Below are 17,954 nucleotides of genomic sequence, written 5' to 3' on the forward strand. Positions count from 1 at the left end.
GGCCCCAACACATTACCTGCCAGTGATGACCACAGCATTCCGACCAGCAGTATTCCGAACCTGTGGGTGGCCTCTACATATTCTGTGAAAGTCCCAAAGCCGACTTCAACTTTCGGGGCGACCATATCAGCATCCGGGTTTTTGCCGCCGTGTGCGGTATTGCGCCGCTGATGGCCTGCCTCCCATACCCTCCATTCATCGGTGGCTTGAACGTCTTCGACCCGACCGATCAGAAACATACGCATCTTTGGGGCGTTCCGGTGAACCGGCTTAGCGGTCAGTTTGGAGCCACCACGCGTGCGGGGAAAAGGAGTCCAGGACCTCACCGGGCCTCTCAACCGCGGAAGCCCTCCCGCGTGTGCGGGGAAAAGTTGTCAGTCTTTCCTATTGACCTGGAATACCTCCAGGTAGGTGCCGTAGACCCGCTCGACCGTGATTCCGCCGGGGAAGTGTGTTGCCGCTTAGTCGACCTGGGCTTCAGAGTCCGTAACGATGAAGAGATGGCTGATCACATGCTCCGTGGCGTTCAGTTTCTCGGCCAGGCGTTGCATCCCTCCGATCTCGCGGGTCAAATTCTCGCGGAGCACCGGGTCGGTGATCTCTGCGCCGGAAGGCGCGGAAGCGAGTGTTGTGGAGGTAATTCACGCCATCTGTGCGGCCTGCGGGCGCTCCGCTCTCCGCTGTGTTCGTCTGGATGCTCCCAACAAGAAACATGGGTAGACGTTCGCCCGCAGGCCGCCTGCTGTTGCCTCAAGAGGATTCTTGCCACGCCCTACGCCCAGGACCTGGTATTGAAGCCCCGTGCGTCGTGGGGAGCTTCCCGCTAGAGTCGCAGTTTGTGACCTTCGCGGGTGTGCTCGATTTCGTCCTCCTCTTAGTTGAACTGGATGAAGCACCCATGGTCGTAGGCGAGCCACCCGAGGTACTCATCCATGGCAACCGCGACGTTTGCGCCAGCTTGATTTCATTCTCTGAGCATTCCTCACCGCGGTCGATCGATTGCATGGCGACAACGGACTCAAAGCACAGGATCCGACTTGGCGCGCTTCAGTAAGCCTCAATAAGCTCCAACTGTGCGTACGTGACCCGCCCGAGGTCGTCACGGTCGAAGTAGTCGGAGTGCGAGTAAACCGTCCAGCGGTACTTACCGGGTGTGACCTCGAAGACCGTGTAGGTGTCGAACGCAAAATTGGCGTTGGCTGCAGCGACCTCCGGGCCGCCGTGATCCAACCAGTTCTGGTAGTCAGTGAGCATTGTTGCCCAGAGGTCAGTGCAGATCTTGGCGACGACGGTCTCGTCATCGTTGAAAGCTGGGTCGGCGCCCTTGCTCCAGGCGGGAGTAACAACCTGGATCAGGCCGTCGTTCCGGCGGGTGACGCTGGGACAGGTGTTACCGACAAAGGCGTAAGCGGTGTTGGTTCGTGTCGCGAACTCCCGCGCCCAAGCGTCGAGTCCGGATCCATAGTTGATGGACAGCGGCGGCTCGATGTCGAAGTGCTTTACTGAACGCAGGTCATCGGTGGCGATCAAGCGTCCTGAGGGAACTGAAACCTCAATGACGCTGTTGCCGAGGAATTCGGCCTGCTTGGCGTAGTAATCGACGGAACGGGACATGGTTTGTCTTTCTGTTGACGGGTGTGGCGTCGGCACTGTGTCGGGCCATCTAACATGTGTGCGGAGGGCGCATTCTCCCTGCGCCGTGGCCACCACAGCGGGTAGATTCAAGAAAGAACAGTGGGAGCGATCGATGGGCTACACGCATTACTTCCCGGGCCTGACCGCCACGGCCGAGGTGCTCGCCGACGCCCGGAAGATCATCGCCACCTCCAGCGTCACCATCTGCGGTCCGGATGGACATGGTCTGCCGATCCTGAATGAGACGGAGGGGATCCGGCTGAACGGCTTTGAGGCCGCCGGCGAGGCCTACGAGACGTTCCCCTGCGCGGGACCAATGAGCCGCTCTATCCGGAATTGTGAACGTTCTGCGTGACCGAACAGAAGCCCTACGACGAGGTGGTCACTGCCATCCCGATTCCGGCGGCAGTGCGGTTGCTCGCGTCCGAGGGTAGAGTTCGCAGCGACGGCCGGTGGGACAACTGGGCGGTCTGCGGGGCCCTGTTCGGGAAGACGGTACGCCCGCTGACTGAGGACGAGAAGATCGCCCTGGAGCTCGACATCAAGGCTATTCGACCGGAGCCTGCACCGATGCCCACCAAACCGGCGTGATTGATTGCGCATAGATACGGGCAATTGCCGGTATGGTGAGCATCGACTGTTCGAATTGATCACATGGGGGAAAATTGGAGTTCGCAGAACGCCTGACTGCGCTTGCCGCAAAGGTCCGGCAGCAGAAGGGTCAGATCGAGACTGAGGAGGCGACAAAGAACGCATTCATCATGCCGTTCATCTCGACCATCCTCGGATATGACGTGTTCAATCCGCTTGAAGTCATCCCTGAATTCACAGCCGACGTTGGAGTGAAGAAGGGCGAAAAGATCGACTACGCCATCATGCATGGCGGAACTGTGCAGATCCTCATCGAATGCAAGAAGTCGAAAGAACCGCTGAAGATTGAGCACGCGTCGCAGCTGTACCGCTACTTCGCGGTGACCAATGCCCGCATCGCCATCCTGACCAACGGGGAGGTCTACCAGTTTTTCACCGACCTGGATGCTCCGAACCGGATGGACGCCAAGCCGTTCCTTGTGCTGGATCTGGGCGACATTGATGAGACCCTCCTGCCTGAGCTGCTGAAGCTGACCAAAGACATCTTTGATTTGGACTCGATTATCAGCGCCGCGGGCGAGCTCAAATATATCGGCGCCATCAAGCGGGCCATCGCCGCCGAATTCAAGGAACCTGAGGACGACTGGGTCAAATTCCTCACGTCCAAGGTCTACGAAGGCGCCTATACGCAGAAGGTGCGGGAACAGTTCACCGGGTTGGTCACCAAAGCCACCAAGCAATTCCTCAATGATCAGGTCAACGACCGCCTCAAAGCGGCACTTGGCACACCAGACTTCCCCATGGCTACGGATGCTGAATTGGCTGCCTCAGTGACCAGCGAAAAGCCAGTCGAGGATGACCTCAACGACAACGGCATCGTAACGACCCCTGAAGAGCTGGAGGGGTACAACATCGTCCGGGCTATTGTCTGCGGTGATGTTAAGCCCGCACGGGTAGCGCAGCGGGACGCCAAGTCGTACTTCGCGATTCTCCTGGACGACAACAACCGCAAGCCGATCGCCCGGCTGCATTTCAACCGGGAGCAAAAGTACCTGGGTCTCTTCGACGCGAACAAGGCCGAGACCCGGTTCCCGATCTCCTCGCTGGAGGAGATCTACGAGCACGCGGACGCTTTGCGCACCAGCGTGAAAGCGTATCTTGTCGAAGCATCCTGACCTGCACCGCACTGTTGTGACGACATCTGCCCAGGAGTGCTCCTAGTCCGATGGGAAAGACCCGGGGCGAACATCATGGGTCTTTCCCATCGGCGCCACGGCCCCCGCTCAGTCCTCGGGTTCGACCGCGGTCCGGAATCGTTGGGCAACCGGGTAGCTGCTTTTGCGCCCGTGCCCGACAAGCGGCGGAGCGGACGGGTACTCGACGCCGCCCCTCACAGCTGACCTGTGACGCCGGCTGACTTGCCTCCCATGCGTTCCATTGATCGGTGGCTTCAACCTTTTCGACCCGGCTGGTCAAAACCTTGGGCATCTTTGGGACGTTCCGATTGACCGGGTTGCAGATCAATTTGGAAGCACCCCCGCGCGTGCGGGGAAAGGCGGAGAAACTCGGAAGGAATCAGTCCGTCCTTGGAAAACCCCGCGCGTGCGGGGAAAAGTTCGCGGAGGCGAGGGCGGCCTTCTCTTCCAGGGAAACACCCCCGCGCGTGCGGGGAAAAGTTCGCGGAGGCGAGGGCGGCCTTCTCTTCCAGGGAAACACCCCCGCGCGTGCGGGGAAAAGTCCACGGCCAGATCCGTCTCGTAACGGCCCAGGGAAACACCCCCGCGCGTGCGGGGAAAAGACTAACTGACCTGCGGTTACATCGCAGTCTGCCATAAGTGCTCTGCGCGCGTCTCAGGGTTGATTCTAAAATCCTTCCCATTACGGTGCGCCTGTGTGGGTTTGTGAAGAAACTACTTGATCATATTTGGTAGTCCACAGAGCTGCTCGTGCCGGCTGACGGACCGTGCACGGTCATCACAGCACCACCCACCGGCGCGCCTCCGAACCCACCTTATTATGGTCAGGTTTTGGGATACCTCTTATGTCTATCGAGTCATCATTCATCACCAGATAGCAATTACCCTCACGCCGGGTGCCGCCCAGTACCGAAACGGCCGCCGCACAGGAATCTGCGCATGTTTCCAGGTAGCCACTGCCTAAAGAACTGAGACCCTAATGGCCCGGACACCGCTTCGCCCCGATATTGCCGTAGCCCGCATGAATGCCAGATTTTCGTTGGGCAGCGGACGCGAGCTGGGCCGCCTGGAAGATCTACTCACCGGTGACGAGACGGTGGAGGCGATGGTACAGGGCCGCTCCCAGGGTTGCTTCGGCCTGCTCGTGCTCACTGATGCCCGGCTTCTTTTTGTCTGCGACGGCATCATCTGGAAGGTCAATGATGACGTTGCGCTGGCCCGGATCAGTCTCGTCCAGTGGCAGACAGTCTTCGGCTTCGGTGCCCTGACCGTGCATGTAGCCGGGACTGCGCTTCAGTTCACCGGGCTCACCGGTCCAGGCGGAACAGCCATCCTTCGTGGCCTCCGTGAGAGCCTGGCGGAGAAGGACCAGCTCGAGCGCCAGGTCAGGGAGGGTCTCATCGCTCTGGCAGCGCATTTCAAGCCGGACCCCCTGCCGGATAGTGTTCCCGCGGACCTTGCCGGGGCCGGTCATGAGTTCGCCGCAAACGTTTAGACAGCGGGCAGAAGGTCCAACAACCGCAGGTAAAAATCGGCCGGGCAGGCATCTCGCCGACCCGGTCTTTTGGGTCCTACTGACTCCGAACCACATCCTCGACGAATCTGTGTGTCGCCGCACACAAGATTGACATGAGAGAAGTCACTTACCGCACATATCCCGACGGCACCCTCGTTGTCGAGGTCATCACCCGGTCATGCCCGATCGTGCCAATGGAAGTCATTGAACCGGACAAGGTTGTGGCGGCAGTCTGAATAGCCCCGGAACTATCCGAGAGCGCTGCGGATTTCGGCCCGAACCAGGAGCTCAGCGCCGTGGTCGAGGTCAAGGATGAGGATGGCGTTCAGTGCGCGCGCCATGCGGGGTGCCGCCGCAACGAACTCGGCCAACTCCTGGTCTGCGTCGAAATCCACTTGCCCCAGACTGGAGGGTGTCCAGCGGTCAGTGCTGTGCGGGTTGGTGAGGACTGCGGGGGCGGCCATGGTTGCTCCTTGAAGTGTGCGGATGTGCTTCTACCTCTTATGTGTGCGGCACATCCGCAATGCCACCTCATCCCTGGAGATGCCGACCGGTCACTTCGCGTGGACGGGGATGTGGTCCGCCGCACACATCCAGGGCATGAAATCCTTTACGTGGACTCTCGCGCCGGCCCGGTTGGCCCCGGCATCGCTTGACCCGCAGCCGGTCAAAAACGAGAACTCTCCCGGCTTCCCCACGTCACTTGTGGTTGCCCGCGCCTATGCCGCGGAGATCAAAGCAGACCGGGCCGCGCGTGTTCCGTGGCGGAAGATCGCCGAGAAGATGTCCATCTCACGGATCGAAGCGATTCGGCTGGCGCACAGCCTGGATGAAGTGCTCGACGAAATCCGTGAAGAGACGTCTCGGCAGGCCGAGCTGAAACAGCACATGAACCCGGTCCGCGGCTTAGGCTGGTGACATGCCACCGACACCATCTCCCACCCCCGTCGATGTCTTAGTCCACTCCGGTCCCGCCGAATGGTGGCAGATTCTCGCCGCCTTGGGGCCCCTGGCTGTGTTGCTCGGTGCGGGCATCGCCGGCTACTTTGCCTGGCGAGGCCTGCGGCAGAAGGCGGCAGCGGACAACCGTGCGGAGTGGTGGAAGCGGACCCAATGGGCGCTGGATTACGTCTACTCCGGGGACGCGAAGCGCGGCACGGCCGGACTGAAAGTCCTCCAGGTGTTGGGCGAGAGCGAGCTGGCTGGCCCTGGTGAACTCGCGGTCCTTGAAGCTGCCTGGAAGACGTCACTTGGGGAAGCCGAGAAGAAATTGGCTCTGAGGGTCAATGTGGAGCCAGAGGACGACAGGTATTCGGAAAGAATCCTCGAATACCTTGACGCACAGGTAAAAGGTAGGGACCAGCCGTTGCAAGTTTTCGATCAACCGGGGGTGGACGATGAGCCCGACCCGCGGGACAATAAAGAAGACGACAAGCCCGAAGGAGGAGCATGATGAGCTCAGCAATGCAACCGGCACACCACGGCGCGCATTTGCACACCTCTCCAGAGGATGAAGGTGCAGGCGTCATGGACGAGGATGAACGCGCGATGGAAATCGCCGCCGCTCAGCTGCGCCTGGTCACCGACCGCCGACTCGGCAAGCAAACCCCTGAATGGGTCCGGGCGCTGGCTGCCGAACCGTCTGGGGCATACGCCTTATAAATCCTGCCGCTACAGGCCAAGTATCGCAACGCCGTGTCCTAGCCGGTCTAGGTCCCCTGCAGTAGTGCCGTTGACACGCCGCTCCCCGGCTGTCAGCTTCCCTGTGGCCAGAGACTCGGATCATATCCGTGAAAGTTTGGGCCCGTCTTGGCTTGTTTCTCCCGGCCCGGCGTATGCGCCGTCACCTTAGGCTGCGCTGACTGATCCTCGAGTTCTGACATATCTCCCCCTAAAAAGATGTGGACGTGGCTGTGCATAGGTGCCCCGGGTTCGCACCCGGCCCGGCCTCTCCACACATTAGCCGCCGAACGCCAATTGGGATAGAGGGTCTATTAGTCTGTCGCAACGCGACGGGGAGGACAGTGCAGATCGCCGCACACATGATGGGCATCTGATCTGCACTGCCTAAGGAAACCCCGTGACCAAGACTCTCCGTGACTATCAAGCCACCGCCATTGCCGACGGGCTGGCAACGTTCACCGAACATGACCGCGCCCACTTTGTTTTGGCCTGCGGAGCCGGAAAGACCCTCATTTCGCTCCGGCTGCAGGAAGCCGTGAACCCCGGTACCGTGCTGGCGCTGTTCCCCACCTTGGCGTTGCTTCAGCAGACCTACGACGAGTGGTCTGCCGATGCTGAAGCGCCCTTCGATGCCTACGCGTTCTGCTCCCGTACCCGCGGAGCCGGCAGCGATGACCTGGACTCATCCCAGCTGCACCTACCGCACACGACCGACGTGAAGGTTGTCGCCGGATTCCTGGCTGCCCCGTCATCGAAGCCGAAAATCCTGTTCGCCACTTACCAGTCCTCCCCGAAGCTGGCGGCACTGCACACCGACCACGGGGTCGGTGCATGGGATCTGGCCATCTTTGACGAAGCGCACCGCACCGCCGGCAGGGCCGGTAAGAAGTTCTCCGCCGCCTTGCACGACCACACCATCCCGGTCCACAAGCGGGCCTTCTTCACCGCCACACCTGTCACATTCACGAGCCGGAACAGCCCGGACGGGGAGAACATCCCGGCGCACTCCATGGATGACCTCACGGTTTACGGACCCCGCGTCTGCACCGTCCATTTCAGCTATCTTCAGGAGCGCGGCTACCTTTCCGATTACCAGGTCGCCGTCATGGTCCTCACCAACAAAGACGTCGCTGACATGATCAAAGACAACCCGGACATCGCCTCGTACCAGACCGTCACTCGCCGCGGATCGCACGGGCGCACTGAGACCGTCAACATGGGGGCCCGCGACGTTGCTGTCGCCGCCGCCTTGTCCAAAGCCATCCGGCAGGCCGACCTGCGCTCCATCGCTGCCTTTCATAGCTCGATCGCCAAAAGCCAGGGATTCGCAATGATGCTGCCCTCCATTCTTGGGGAGCTGGCGCCGGAGGAGCGTCCGCTGGGCTGGGTCACCGCCGACGCGGTCTGGGGTACCCAGGACGCGGCAGAGCGGGATGAGATCATCCACCGGCTGTCCGTGGACCCCGCCACTACCGACATCCAGGTTGTCTCCAATGCGAGGATCCTCTCCGAGGGTGTCAACATCCCTTCCCTGGACGCGATCCTGTTCGCGGATGCGAAATCCTCGAAGGTGGACATCACACAGCAGGTCGGCCGGGCGCTGCGGTTGAACGAGAACCGTGACGCACCCTCGCTGGTCATCATCCCGATCATCGTTCCCGCCGAAGGTTACAACCCAGAGGATGACGGGTTCAACGATGATGACCTGGCCACCGGCAACTACGACACCGTCGTCAACGTCCTGGGCTCCCTGGCCGATAACGACCCGCAGTTCCAGGCCCGCCTGAACGCCGAGCGCGATGTCACGCTGGCCACCGAGACTCCTGATGCCGAAGGAATGGTCGGCTCAGACAGCTACCGCTCCGACATTGACGCGGACGGCAAATGGCTGGACGGCAAGCTGGTCTTCATCAATCAGACCGGCGAAAACAAGATCCAGTTCCGGCGCATCATCAACTCCGTCTCCGTGGACGTGCTCAAGGAATCCAGCGATCTCTGGGACTGGTGGGGGAACTTCTACGCACTCAAAGCACTCATGGAAGAAGAGCGGTCCGCAGCCGCTGAGGCCGCCTGATATGGGTGTCATCTGCTGGACAGGGAAAGTCAAGAGCCGATGAGGACCCGGTTGTCGCCGGCTTCGCGGAGCAGGGACCAGCTCATCGCTTGGGCCGGCGGCCAGAAAGACTCGAAACTGTCCGCTGCCCAGAGCGAAGCGATGGACTACGTTTATCCGGTGTGGCGTCTTACTAACGAAGAAGTCTGGAATGTGAGGCTGCGCTCTGTCGTTGATTTCGTTGCCATCCACAGCCGCTTCCCTCGCACCGGATGTCGTGACGCAGCCGAACGATTCCTCGGAACTTGGCTTTCCAACCATAGGTCGATGGGCGAAAGAATCCTTCCGCACCGCAGGACATTGCTCGATGGGAGACTTCCGGGATGGAACAAATCAGCCAAGGACGTCTGGCACGCGCGACTGGATGAGGTTTGTGTCATGGTTGAGACTCTTGGCCGTATTCCGCGTAGCACCGAAAAGGAACTCCGGCACCGAACCGCCTCGACCTGGCTGAAGGCCCACCGCTCCCGCGCCGACGACGATTGGCGTGTTGTGACACTGAACGAGAGGCTTCCCGGTTGGGACGAATCCCCCGACAAGCTATGGGATGACCAGCTTGCCGCCGTCGTGGCCTTCGTGGCCGCGAACGGGAGCCTCCCTCACCAGAGAGAGAAGGATGGAAAAAGCAGGACGCTTGGCAGCTGGATCTCCACCCAACGTAAGGCTGGAGCTCTGAGCGAATATCGGCGGGCAGAGCTGGACCGGCAGCTGCCTGGCTGGGCCAAGGACTTCAACGACGTGTGGGAGGATTCGCTGAAATACGTCACTGCGTTTTATAACCACCACGGCAGGTTTCCGCGTGTGGGGTCCTCGGACCCCATCGAGGTGAAGAACGCCAGGTGGATCGTCATGCAACGCAAACTGGCGCGCAGCATGTCACCGGAGCGACTCAAAAAGCTCGATGAACAATTGCCCCAGTGGCGGACAAAGCGGAACGAGAGGTGGCGGCAAAACCTCGGCGCGGTCGCCGACTATTTTGCGACTCACGGGGGCCCGCCATCCTCCCGGTCTAAAGATCGGGACGTCGCATACCTCGGGCGCTGGTGGCAGCATCGCAATGATGTACAACAGAGGAACCCGGAGCGCGACGCCTTGATGGATGAGCTCACCCCTGGGTGGCGGTGCTAGCCGGGAAGACAAGGAGCCGTTGCCGCACACATGAGGATCATGAGCGTCGACACCCTCCCCCGCACCCGGAGTAAGGACCAACTCCTGACGTGGGCGAACCGCCAAAAGAACGCTGCCCTGTCCACAGCCCAGGCTGCGGCCTTGGATTCGGTCTACCCGGATTGGCGCAAAACCAGTAACGGTGTCTGGTTCACCAATCTGGAAGCCGTGGAGGCATTCGTTGCGGTCCACGGGTTCTTCCCCCGCTCGGCGGTCCAAGACCCTGCCGAGAAAGTGCTCGGCATTTGGATTGCCACCCAACGCTACCGGGTCAGCCAGCTTTCTGCCGACCGGATCAAGCTCCTCGAGGAGCGGTTGCAGGGCTGGAACAAGTCCAAGGACGAAGCCTGGAAGGAGCGCATGGACGAGGTCTGCGCAGTAATCGCAGCCCTCGGCTACATCCCCAACACCACTGAGAAGGAAGCCGAGGCCAGACGGGCAGGGGTGTGGCTGAAGCGGCACAGCAAGATGCCGGCCACGGACCCTAAAGTTGGCGTCCTCAACGACCGGATCCCGGGCTGGAATGACCGGAACTTTGAGAACATGTGGCGGGTGAACGTGGACGCACTGGAAGCTTTCGCGAACCTGCATGGGCGCTTGCCTACCCAGTATGAAAATGATCCCGACGATCGCCGACTTGGCGTATGGCTGAACGGCCGCCGGAGGGAGGGCGACAAGCTACGAGCCAACCGTCGGGACGAACTCGCCCTGCGCGCTCCAGGGTGGGACAGGACCGCGGAAGACCGGTGGAATGAGAGCCTTGATTTTGCAGCCTGGTACCTCCAGGAGCACGGCAGGTTCCCGCGTGAACACTCACAGGATCCTGAGGTCGCGGCTTCGTCCCGGTGGATCGGCACACAGCGCCGGGAACAGCACCATCCGGAAACCCGAAAAGCTGCTCTCGATGCCAAGTTGCCCGGATGGCACGAGCGCCCTGCCGACAAGTGGACCGATACGCTCGACTATGTGGCTGCCTTCGTGGCTGAGAAAGGCCGTCTGCCGGCAAGAACATCCGAAGAAGAAAAGGAGCGCTGGGCAGGAGAGTGGATTCGACGCCAACGCAAAGGCACCGGGATGACCCCGGAACGTGAGGCCCGACTCGATGATCGGTTACCGCGCTGGCGCGAAGCCAGTGAGGACGCCTGGTTCCGGAAGCTTGACGACTACGTGGCGTTCTACAAAGCCAACGGGCGCCGTCCCAGCGCGGTCGCCGCTGACAACACCGAGCGCACCATGGGTGTCTGGTATCGGAACACCAATGCAGCGAAACTGACGGAGGCCCGTTCGGCGGCCCTGACCGCGGCGGACATCGGAGAGCGTCGAAGTCAGGACCAGATCTGGGCGGACACCCTGGATCTCGTGGCAACGTTCTATGCCGTTCATGGGCGCTTCCCGACCGGATCCGGAAAGGAACCGGGTGAGCGCCCGCTCTCAGTGTGGTTGTCCAACCACCGTCGCACCACGGAAAGGGTCGCACCGGAACGCCGTGCCCTCATGACCGCACGCATCCCGGGCTGGGACCTCACGCTGGAGGACATCTGGATGCTCAAGCTGCAGGCCTGCGTTGACTTCGTTCAGACCCACGGCCGCCTGCCCACGATGGGGAAGAACGTCCCGGATGCGCAGAAAAGAGCTGCCGTCTGGATTTCCGATCAGCGTAAGCCCAGGAACCGTTCCAGACTGGATCGGGTCGCCATCCTTAACGAACGCCTCCCCGGCTGGGGTGACTGAACCACCTGGCGGCCGGGCGGGTGATTCATCTGGGAACACAATCTCTTGCTGTGCCGGTGTTTGACACATAGGCTCATCCCGTGGGCGGCAGGGACGGCATTCCGAGCAGCGGGACCGACCAGACGCCCGTGAAGGAAACAGTAATGGCAACAGGTACGGTCAAGTGGTTCAACGCCGAAAAGGGTTTCGGGTTCATCGCCCCCGACGACGGAAGCGCTGACGTGTTCGCACACTATTCGGCGATCGCTTCCAGCGGTTACCGCTCACTGGATGAGAACCAGAAGGTGCAGTTCGACGTCACTCAGGGCCCTAAAGGACCCCAGGCGGAGAACATCACCGCTCTCTGATGTCTGACCGGGAGACTGGCCGGCCAGTAACGGGCTGGCCAGTCTTTCGCTTTGTCCGCCGCAAATTCAGGCACCCGTGGTTATACCCGCTGCTGCTTGTTCCGTTTCCTTTTTCGCGGCCCTGGCCGCCTTCGCCTCGGCTTTCTGCACCGCAGCCCGTGCCTTCGTGGCGGCGAGCAGCTCGGCTGAACGTAACGCATGGGCAGCATCGGCTTCCTGTAACCGGCGCCGGGCCTCACCCAGGATGGTTTCTTCGTTGGCTGTCAGCCACGCGCGGGCACCGGCTTCGTCGTTGAACGCCCCTTCGTCCTGGGCTTCCTGGGACTGGGCGACGATGACCGCCCACAACTTCCCTTTCGGGACGCCGGCATCGGCCAAGTGCTGGCCTTTGAGTAAGGTGCTGATCGCCGTCTCGTTCCCGAGCCGCTCCGCGACGGCCAACCAGTCCGGGACGTAATTCCTGGTGCGCAGTGCCCCGACCCCGCGGCCCGCCTTATCCGCTTCCACCAGCCGCGCCCAATCGGTCAGGGACGGCCCGCCGCTGGCGTGATCCAGCCGGCGCAGCAGACGACGGACCGCGGTGTCGCTGATTTCGACGCCACCGCCCGGGGTATGGCACATGTGCTCCCTGATCAGGGGCAGGATTTTCTCGTGGTAGCGCCCCGGCGCTCCGATGCCATTCAGGAATTCCCGTGCCGGTTCGACACCGGTTTCGTGGTGGCCACCGGAGGTAATGGCACCGGTGTCATCGATCCTGGTGGAATGGGCTTTTCCGAAATCGTGCGTCATGGCGGCCAGAACCAGGATGGATGTTTCTTCCGCGTCGAGACCGTCCCGACGGGCTATCGCTGCCGCCTGGTCGCCGGCGAGCCCGAGATGAACTATTACGGCACCTTCAGGATGCCAGCGCAAGTCCTGCGGCACATCCCTGGTCGCTGCCAGGGCAGGAAAGTGCTTCTCCCAGCCAGAGTCGTGCAGTGCCTCCAGTGCCTTGGAAATGTGGGTGCCTTCGGTTGTGAGTTTGCGGAACTGCTTCCAGATCCCGTCTTTATTCAACTGCCCGAACGTCGGCGCCATGTCCTGGCACAGCTCCGCCGTTTCCGGGGCGAGCACCATGTTGAACCTGCCGGCGAACTGTACCCCGCGAAGTACCCGTAACGGGTCTTCGTCGAATTTGTCCCCGGTGTGCCGCAGGATACCGGCCTCCAGGTCTGCCCGCCCGCCCAGCGGGTCCACGAGCTCCCCGGTCGCTGCATCCCAGCCCATGGCGTTCATCGTGAAGTCCCGTCGCGCGAACGCCGTTTCAAAAGCCATGTTGGGGTCGGTGTCGACCACGAACCCGCGGTACCCGTCGCCGGTCTTGTTGTCCTGTCGGGGCAGTGCGACGTCGAAGTCCTGCCCGTTCAGGGAGGTGTTGAACACACCGAATGCCTGCCCGAATTCGTTCACGTCCCCGGGGAGTGCGTCCCTTACTTCCTCTTTGGAAAGCCCATACACCTCAATGTCGATGTCCAGGGAATCCACCGTCCCGCCCCGGGTCCGGGCGAGCAGCCCATCGCGGACGGCGCCGCCAACGATCAGCGGCCGGCCGCCGGCGGTCCGCAGCGCGTCAAGGACCTGCTGCGTTTCCGGTGTCAGGTCGATCAGATCGGGGATGCAGTCCCCTTCCGTAGCGCTCAGCGAGACGATTGCTTCCGCGCGGGTATCGGGTGCGAACTGGCCTGCGGTCCTGACTCCTTTCGGGACACGGTTCCGTTCCATCACAAGGACCCCTCACGTGTCATGTTGCGGCCGCGCATCAGCGGTGCTGTTCGTGCCATGTCAAGGGCGGTGCCCTGGGACTGGCGGACGTGGAATGTGCTCATAACTTATCTGTGTGCGGCTGCGGACCAGGTGCGCCTGGCGAGGGAGCCGAGACGTGCCGCACACATAACGGGCAAGACGAATATTGCAACACGAGATGAGGACAACCCTGATGACGACCCTGACAGCCGTTCCTTCCCCGGCCCAGGTGCCGGCCGCCCGCCAGAGCGCACGCCTGTACCTGCAATCCCGCGCATTGACCAACATCAGGCAGCACCTGCTTGCAGGCGGCACAGACACCGCATTCATGCTTCGGCTGGCAGGCAGTGCGCTGCGTGAAGATGCCGGCACAGGTGGTGAGACTACCCCGGAGGTGAAGCGGCATACCCGCGCTCTCGAAGCGCTCCGGCGGCACCTGACCGTCGGCGGCACTGACCGGGCCATTCTGATTGGTCTGGCCGGTAACGCCCTGACCGGGTACAGCCCGGCTTCGGTGAAGGAAGCTGAAGAAATGGCGGCAAGCGGGCACCAGGTTGCCGCATGAGCCGGAATCAGGGATACATGCTGGAGGACGGCTCGCCGCGCTACGGCTCACGCACCACCGTAACGGGCGCCGAGGAAACAGCACGATCCATTCGGACCAGGGTTGAGGACGTACCCGAAACCGCGGCACAGCTCGGCTTGGACGACCTGGCGGCGGCTATCGACCGGCGGCTCGTAAGCTCATGGGCTGACAACCCGAACGAGCTCGTGGAAGGCCTTCGTGACGCTTACCCGGAGGAGCTTGTCGCAGCCCGTACGCTCGTGAAAGCCCATCTGGGGTCCCAGCGTCAGTGGAGGCTGAAAGCGCAGTCAGTCCGCGACAGGCAGCTGGCCGGTCTGATGGACAGACGCCGGACATCCGGCAGCACACGAGGAATCCTGGCGCTGCGCTTTGTCCTGATGGCAGCCCTGATCGCACTACCGGTTTCGATTGCGGCCACGGACAGGGAGAACCTGCTGAAGTTGGTCCTGGCAGGGGTCGCCTGCTTTATCTTGGCGGTGGTGGGCGGGCACATTATTACCGTCCAGGCACGGGTTCCTGTCATGCCGGCCATTCGCGGCGCCTGGCTCTCAGAACTCCGCGAAGATGTCGTCAACGCGACACTGGTGGCCATTCTGCGTTCCAAAGGCATCCTGATGGAGGCCCGCACCATTGCCGCGGCTGAGCGCGGAATTGAGAGCATCCGGTCAGCTTCGCAGGCAGTAGCCACGCTGCGGGACTGACGACCCTAAAACAGTGCCGGAGCTCTGATTTCCGGCAAGGAAGTCTTGTGCCGCGCCGGGCTTCCAATTTGCTGAATTCGTTCCGCTATGATGTCCGGAGGAACCCGAGCTGGGAGAAACATGAAGCGGACAACGATAGCCCTCATGGGAACAATTGCTGTGCTGTTGAGTGCCTGCAGTCCGGGTCCGGGGCCTGCACCGTCACAGCAGACGACAGCTGCGGCGCCAAGCCCGACGGCCGCGATCCCCGACTACGCCTCCGCTGACCTGACGAAGCTTTTACCCACACAGGACGAAGTACGGCAACGCATGGTGTCAGAATGGACATCCGATCACGGCCCCGAGACAACCAAGTACAAGGAAATTCCGCTTCTGGGACTGGGTAAGGTCGACTCCGGTGCGTCAGCCCCGGGTTCTTCTGAATGTCGGAAAGGGGCAGCAGCCGGACCGGACAAAAAGTGGACAGATGGCGTTGGAATCAGTGGGACCACCCCGGCCGGAGACAACTTTGGAATCGCCCTGCTTCGCTTCCAGACAGCCGATGACGCAGCAGCCTATGCAGCGGACGTAAAAACCGCAGTGTCAGTGTGTACAAAGGAGGGCGGTCTTGACCCCTCCATTGCGGCAGCTTTTCCGTATCACCTCGCTCCGTCCCAGCTGGACGGTGCGGTCTCCGTGGAAGCCACTAAAGCGTCCAAGGTCCAGCGTTATGCTCTCCTGCCTCACGGCTCCGTTGCTGTGTTTGTCACAGCAGGTGGTGATCTAGGATCCAGTGCCCAGGCTGATGCCCTACTCAAGCTGGGGCTCGACAAGCTGACTAGCACACCCTCTTCCTGACAGTTATGTGAGTGCGGGTCCAGACCCTCAGGATCATAACGAAGCCCCGGAACGGCCATCGCTCCGGGGCTTCGTCAAGTCTTAGCCGGCGGCCAGCTCCTGCGCCGGGGTCAGGTGGACGTAGCCGTACCGGTCTTTGCTGAGGACGTATTCGGTGCCGCGCAGGATCACCGTGTCTCCTTCAGCGACAAGAATGTTTTCGCGGAGTTCCTGCGGGTGCGCGGTAAGGACGGTCGCGTTCTCGTTCATCCAGGCGTGCGGGCCTTCGACGAGGGGGCCTGATCGACAGTACGGTGGTAGTTGCCGGTCTCCCAACCGCCGACACTGTAGGTGTTGTAAAGGTCGGTGCCCCGGTGGTTCTTGTAAAACATGGCCAGCTCAGGTCCTTCATGACGGTCCTGGCCGAAGATCTCCTGCGGCGTACCGGCTCCGGGGTGGCCGTCGGAGTAGGTGTAGGAGTCTTTGTTGTTGATGGTGAGCAGCTGGTCCAGGTTAAAAGTAGCCATTGTGGTCGTTCCTCCGGTGTCGGGTTCCCGGCTCTTTGCCGGTACCCACAATGTGTGCGGGGAATCTAAACGCTCTCACCGTTGATCACATCGGTCCCTGGCCGCACACAGACAGTGTGGAGGGGTAACAGACCCCTGGACGCAAAGAAACCCCGGAACAGTACAGGTTTCGGGGCTTCTTCGCGATGGCAGACCTTTTCCGTTAGGTAATCGGCTGCTGCATATTCTGATTCAAGGCGTGTCAGGCCACCCTACGGTCTTTCCTGACGTGCTGCGTTTCCCACACTAGCAGCAGCATCCGGCAGTCTGGCAAGTCCCGGGCATCAACAGTGGCGCCGCGGAGCCGATGAAGCCGCATGTCAGAGACGGAAAAGGCCCGGATGACGAACAACCCGGGTCCTTCCATATGCGTCCTAGCCTAGACGGTTGCGAACCCGCCGGTGGAACCGAAACCGCCGGCACCGCGCACCGACTCAGTCAACTCCCCGACTACCTGGAAGGCCGCGATTTCGATCCGCTGGATGACCAGCTGGGCGATTCGGTCCCCGCGTCGGAGCTCAATAACCTTGTCCCGGTCTGTGTTGAGCAAGCAGACGAGGATTTCGCCGCGGTACCCGGCGTCGATGGTTCCGGGAGCGTTCACGATCGTGAGTCCCTGCTTGGCGGCCAGGCCTGAGCGCGGGTGGATGAGCCCGACGGTCCCGAACGGCAAGGCAACGGCGACACCTGTCGGGACGAGGCGGCGCTCCCCCGGTGCCAGGGTCAGGTCGATGGTGCTGCGCAGGTCAGCTCCGGCGTCCCCGGGCTGGGCGTAGGAGGGCGCCGGCATTCCAGCGTCAAGGATTCTCAGCTGGACGGTCAGGGTGGTCATCTGCTCAACAGCGGTAGGGGTCATCGGTATTCTCCTGCACCCTGCAGGACACCGCGGTCAGCCCGGTCCTTGAGCTTGGCTACATTAGCGAACGCAAGGTCCTGGATGGACCAGCCGTGCCGGGCAGCTGAAATACCCAGCAGATGCAGGAGGGTCAGCACGTCCTGGTACTGGCTGAAGTCGGTCTGGACCACCACTCGCGGTACCGTCATCCAGGCTTCAAGGATGCTGCGTTCGACGTGGACGGACATTTGCAGCTCGTGCAGGGATTTACCCCAAATGAGTCCGGCGTTCCGGGTGTCGAATTCGACCAGGCCGCGGGTGATGTACCAGAGGGAATCTCCCAGCTGGCGTTTGATGTCAACGAGGCGGTCCGTGGTGAACTTCCCGGCGTCGTCACGTTCGGCTTTCTGGTAATCAGCGGAGACTGCACCGATCATTTCCGAGTACAAGCCCAACGTGACATGCCGCTGCGCCCGGTGGCTGCCGGTGCCGGCTTCCGGGTAGATCGCAAACTGTTCGATGGCATCCCTGTACTCGGCGAGAGTATGCAGATGAGGCATGGTCGTACGCTCTTCTTTCAGTAGGGGCCTGCGGCGCACTCATGGCGCAGCGCGGCTATAAGTTCTTTGGCTTTGACACTCTTTTGGCTTTCCGGCGGCGGCCGGGACTGTTATGGCAGGAGCAGCCGT

At 61.6% G+C, this 17,954-nt stretch carries 22 protein-coding genes; 15 read left to right on the forward strand and 7 right to left on the reverse strand.

Going from position 1 to position 17,954, the window contains the following annotated elements; all coding sequences use genetic code 11:
* Positions 1 to 1,047: 1,047 nt before the first annotated feature.
* A complete protein-coding gene (locus IV500_RS05960) occupies positions 1,048 to 1,614 on the reverse strand; it encodes a hypothetical protein (protein WP_196395917.1) in 567 nt (188 codons plus the stop codon).
* 133 nt (positions 1,615 to 1,747) lie between these two features.
* Here IV500_RS05960 and IV500_RS05965 point away from each other — a divergent pair, with 133 nt between their 5' ends.
* The 5 genes from IV500_RS05965 (at position 1,748) to IV500_RS21900 (ending at position 5,174) form a co-directional block, all read left to right on the forward strand.
* On the forward strand, positions 1,748 to 1,990 hold the full coding sequence (locus tag IV500_RS05965; RefSeq protein WP_196395918.1) for a hypothetical protein: 243 nt from the start codon (positions 1,748 to 1,750) through the stop codon (positions 1,988 to 1,990).
* The gene (locus IV500_RS05970) at positions 1,987 to 2,226 is read left to right on the forward strand and encodes a hypothetical protein (protein WP_196395919.1); all 240 of its coding nucleotides are present in this window, start codon (positions 1,987 to 1,989) and stop codon (positions 2,224 to 2,226) included. Before IV500_RS05965 ends, IV500_RS05970 begins: the two co-directional genes overlap by 4 nt.
* A 74-nt stretch (positions 2,227 to 2,300) precedes the next feature.
* On the forward strand, positions 2,301 to 3,401 hold the full coding sequence (locus IV500_RS05975; protein ID WP_196395920.1) for a type I restriction endonuclease: 1,101 nt from the start codon (positions 2,301 to 2,303) through the stop codon (positions 3,399 to 3,401).
* Positions 3,402 to 4,401: 1,000 nt separating this feature from the next.
* Positions 4,402 to 4,917: a PH domain-containing protein gene (locus IV500_RS05980; protein WP_196395921.1), complete on the forward strand. Its 516-nt coding sequence runs from the start codon at positions 4,402 to 4,404 to the stop codon at positions 4,915 to 4,917.
* Positions 4,918 to 5,051: 134 nt separating this feature from the next.
* A complete protein-coding gene (locus tag IV500_RS21900; protein ID WP_281063990.1) occupies positions 5,052 to 5,174 on the forward strand; it encodes a hypothetical protein in 123 nt (40 codons plus the stop codon).
* Between the two features lie 12 nt (positions 5,175 to 5,186).
* On the opposite strand, the gene IV500_RS05985 is transcribed toward IV500_RS21900, so the two are convergent.
* Entirely contained in the window at positions 5,187 to 5,402 is a 216-nt protein-coding gene (locus IV500_RS05985; protein ID WP_196395922.1) for a hypothetical protein, read from the reverse strand.
* A gap of 136 nt (positions 5,403 to 5,538) precedes the next feature.
* Here IV500_RS05985 and IV500_RS05990 point away from each other — a divergent pair, with 136 nt between their 5' ends.
* From IV500_RS05990 to cspE, 7 genes are all read left to right on the forward strand, one after another.
* Positions 5,539 to 5,856: a hypothetical protein gene (locus IV500_RS05990; RefSeq protein WP_196395923.1), complete on the forward strand. Its 318-nt coding sequence runs from the start codon at positions 5,539 to 5,541 to the stop codon at positions 5,854 to 5,856.
* Between the two features lies 1 nt (position 5,857).
* Entirely contained in the window at positions 5,858 to 6,391 is a 534-nt protein-coding gene (locus IV500_RS05995; protein ID WP_196395924.1) for a hypothetical protein, read from the forward strand.
* Positions 6,388 to 6,600: a hypothetical protein gene (locus IV500_RS06000; protein ID WP_196395925.1), complete on the forward strand. Its 213-nt coding sequence runs from the start codon at positions 6,388 to 6,390 to the stop codon at positions 6,598 to 6,600. The genes IV500_RS05995 and IV500_RS06000 overlap by 4 nt, the downstream gene beginning before the upstream one ends.
* Before the next feature lie 418 nt (positions 6,601 to 7,018).
* The gene (locus IV500_RS22120; RefSeq protein WP_196395926.1) at positions 7,019 to 8,695 is read left to right on the forward strand and encodes a DEAD/DEAH box helicase family protein; all 1,677 of its coding nucleotides are present in this window, start codon (positions 7,019 to 7,021) and stop codon (positions 8,693 to 8,695) included.
* 306 nt (positions 8,696 to 9,001) lie between these two features.
* Entirely contained in the window at positions 9,002 to 9,862 is an 861-nt protein-coding gene (locus tag IV500_RS06010; protein ID WP_196395927.1) for a Helicase associated domain protein, read from the forward strand.
* Between the two features lie 39 nt (positions 9,863 to 9,901).
* Positions 9,902 to 11,632 (forward strand): helicase associated domain-containing protein, encoded by a 1,731-nt coding sequence (locus tag IV500_RS06015; RefSeq protein WP_196395928.1) that lies wholly within the window; start codon positions 9,902 to 9,904, stop codon positions 11,630 to 11,632.
* A 143-nt stretch (positions 11,633 to 11,775) separates the two neighbouring features.
* Entirely contained in the window at positions 11,776 to 11,979 is a 204-nt protein-coding gene (cspE, locus tag IV500_RS06020; RefSeq protein WP_196395929.1) for a transcription antiterminator/RNA stability regulator CspE, read from the forward strand.
* A 66-nt stretch (positions 11,980 to 12,045) separates the two neighbouring features.
* On the opposite strand, the gene IV500_RS06025 is transcribed toward cspE, so the two are convergent.
* Positions 12,046 to 13,740 carry a CCA tRNA nucleotidyltransferase gene (locus tag IV500_RS06025; RefSeq protein WP_196395930.1) on the reverse strand — a complete coding sequence of 565 codons (1,695 nt, stop codon included), beginning with the start codon at positions 13,738 to 13,740 and terminating at the stop codon, positions 12,046 to 12,048.
* 214 nt (positions 13,741 to 13,954) lie between these two features.
* On the opposite strand from IV500_RS06025, the gene IV500_RS06030 reads away from it, so the two are divergent.
* The 3 genes from IV500_RS06030 (at position 13,955) to IV500_RS06040 (ending at position 15,885) form a co-directional block, all read left to right on the forward strand.
* Positions 13,955 to 14,326 (forward strand): hypothetical protein, encoded by a 372-nt coding sequence (locus tag IV500_RS06030; RefSeq protein ID WP_196395931.1) that lies wholly within the window; start codon positions 13,955 to 13,957, stop codon positions 14,324 to 14,326.
* Entirely contained in the window at positions 14,323 to 15,048 is a 726-nt protein-coding gene (locus IV500_RS06035; RefSeq protein WP_230854569.1) for a hypothetical protein, read from the forward strand. The genes IV500_RS06030 and IV500_RS06035 overlap by 4 nt, the downstream gene beginning before the upstream one ends.
* A gap of 144 nt (positions 15,049 to 15,192) precedes the next feature.
* Positions 15,193 to 15,885: a hypothetical protein gene (locus IV500_RS06040; RefSeq protein ID WP_196395932.1), complete on the forward strand. Its 693-nt coding sequence runs from the start codon at positions 15,193 to 15,195 to the stop codon at positions 15,883 to 15,885.
* An 81-nt stretch (positions 15,886 to 15,966) separates the two neighbouring features.
* On the opposite strand, the gene IV500_RS06045 is transcribed toward IV500_RS06040, so the two are convergent.
* The 4 genes from IV500_RS06045 to IV500_RS06060 form a co-directional block, all read right to left on the reverse strand.
* On the reverse strand, positions 15,967 to 16,134 hold the full coding sequence (locus IV500_RS06045; RefSeq protein WP_196395933.1) for a hypothetical protein: 168 nt from the start codon (positions 16,132 to 16,134) through the stop codon (positions 15,967 to 15,969).
* Positions 16,131 to 16,391, reverse strand: a complete 261-nt coding sequence (locus tag IV500_RS06050) for a hypothetical protein (RefSeq protein WP_196395934.1) — start codon at positions 16,389 to 16,391, stop codon at positions 16,131 to 16,133. The genes IV500_RS06045 and IV500_RS06050 overlap by 4 nt, the downstream gene beginning before the upstream one ends.
* 418 nt (positions 16,392 to 16,809) lie before the next feature.
* Positions 16,810 to 17,286 (reverse strand): dUTP diphosphatase, encoded by a 477-nt coding sequence (gene dut / locus IV500_RS06055; RefSeq protein ID WP_196395935.1) that lies wholly within the window; start codon positions 17,284 to 17,286, stop codon positions 16,810 to 16,812.
* Complete coding sequence (locus IV500_RS06060; protein ID WP_196395936.1) at positions 17,283 to 17,825, reverse strand: nucleoside triphosphate pyrophosphohydrolase family protein; 543 nt, start codon at positions 17,823 to 17,825, stop codon at positions 17,283 to 17,285. The genes dut and IV500_RS06060 overlap by 4 nt, the downstream gene beginning before the upstream one ends.
* Positions 17,826 to 17,954: the final 129 nt, after the last annotated feature.

Origin of the sequence: Arthrobacter terrae, assembly GCF_015708085.1 — a bacterium.
Lineage (GTDB): Bacteria > Actinomycetota > Actinomycetes > Actinomycetales > Micrococcaceae > Arthrobacter_M > Arthrobacter_M terrae.

Excerpts from the sequence above, each read along its gene's own strand:
- IV500_RS05960 (WP_196395917.1), bottom strand. The coding sequence starts at position 1,614 with ATGTCCCGTTCCGTCGATTACTACGCCAAGCAGGCCGAATTCCTCGGC.
- IV500_RS05965 (WP_196395918.1), top strand. The coding sequence starts at position 1,748 with ATGGGCTACACGCATTACTTCCCGGGCCTGACCGCCACGGCCGAGGTG.
- IV500_RS05980 (WP_196395921.1), top strand. The coding sequence starts at position 4,402 with ATGGCCCGGACACCGCTTCGCCCCGATATTGCCGTAGCCCGCATGAAT.
- IV500_RS21900 (WP_281063990.1), top strand. The coding sequence starts at position 5,052 with ATGAGAGAAGTCACTTACCGCACATATCCCGACGGCACCCTCGTTGTC.
- IV500_RS05985 (WP_196395922.1), bottom strand. The coding sequence starts at position 5,402 with ATGGCCGCCCCCGCAGTCCTCACCAACCCGCACAGCACTGACCGCTGG.
- IV500_RS05990 (WP_196395923.1), top strand. The coding sequence starts at position 5,539 with ATGAAATCCTTTACGTGGACTCTCGCGCCGGCCCGGTTGGCCCCGGCA.
- IV500_RS05995 (WP_196395924.1), top strand. The coding sequence starts at position 5,858 with ATGCCACCGACACCATCTCCCACCCCCGTCGATGTCTTAGTCCACTCC.
- IV500_RS06000 (WP_196395925.1), top strand. The coding sequence starts at position 6,388 with ATGATGAGCTCAGCAATGCAACCGGCACACCACGGCGCGCATTTGCAC.
- IV500_RS06010 (WP_196395927.1), top strand. The coding sequence starts at position 9,002 with ATGGGCGAAAGAATCCTTCCGCACCGCAGGACATTGCTCGATGGGAGA.
- IV500_RS06015 (WP_196395928.1), top strand. The coding sequence starts at position 9,902 with ATGAGCGTCGACACCCTCCCCCGCACCCGGAGTAAGGACCAACTCCTG.
- cspE (WP_196395929.1), top strand. The coding sequence starts at position 11,776 with ATGGCAACAGGTACGGTCAAGTGGTTCAACGCCGAAAAGGGTTTCGGG.
- IV500_RS06025 (WP_196395930.1), bottom strand. The coding sequence starts at position 13,740 with ATGGAACGGAACCGTGTCCCGAAAGGAGTCAGGACCGCAGGCCAGTTC.
- IV500_RS06030 (WP_196395931.1), top strand. The coding sequence starts at position 13,955 with ATGACGACCCTGACAGCCGTTCCTTCCCCGGCCCAGGTGCCGGCCGCC.
- IV500_RS06035 (WP_230854569.1), top strand. The coding sequence starts at position 14,323 with ATGAGCCGGAATCAGGGATACATGCTGGAGGACGGCTCGCCGCGCTAC.
- IV500_RS06040 (WP_196395932.1), top strand. The coding sequence starts at position 15,193 with ATGGGAACAATTGCTGTGCTGTTGAGTGCCTGCAGTCCGGGTCCGGGG.
- IV500_RS06045 (WP_196395933.1), bottom strand. The coding sequence starts at position 16,134 with ATGAACGAGAACGCGACCGTCCTTACCGCGCACCCGCAGGAACTCCGC.
- IV500_RS06050 (WP_196395934.1), bottom strand. The coding sequence starts at position 16,391 with ATGGCTACTTTTAACCTGGACCAGCTGCTCACCATCAACAACAAAGAC.
- dut (WP_196395935.1), bottom strand. The coding sequence starts at position 17,286 with ATGACCCCTACCGCTGTTGAGCAGATGACCACCCTGACCGTCCAGCTG.
- IV500_RS06060 (WP_196395936.1), bottom strand. The coding sequence starts at position 17,825 with ATGCCTCATCTGCATACTCTCGCCGAGTACAGGGATGCCATCGAACAG.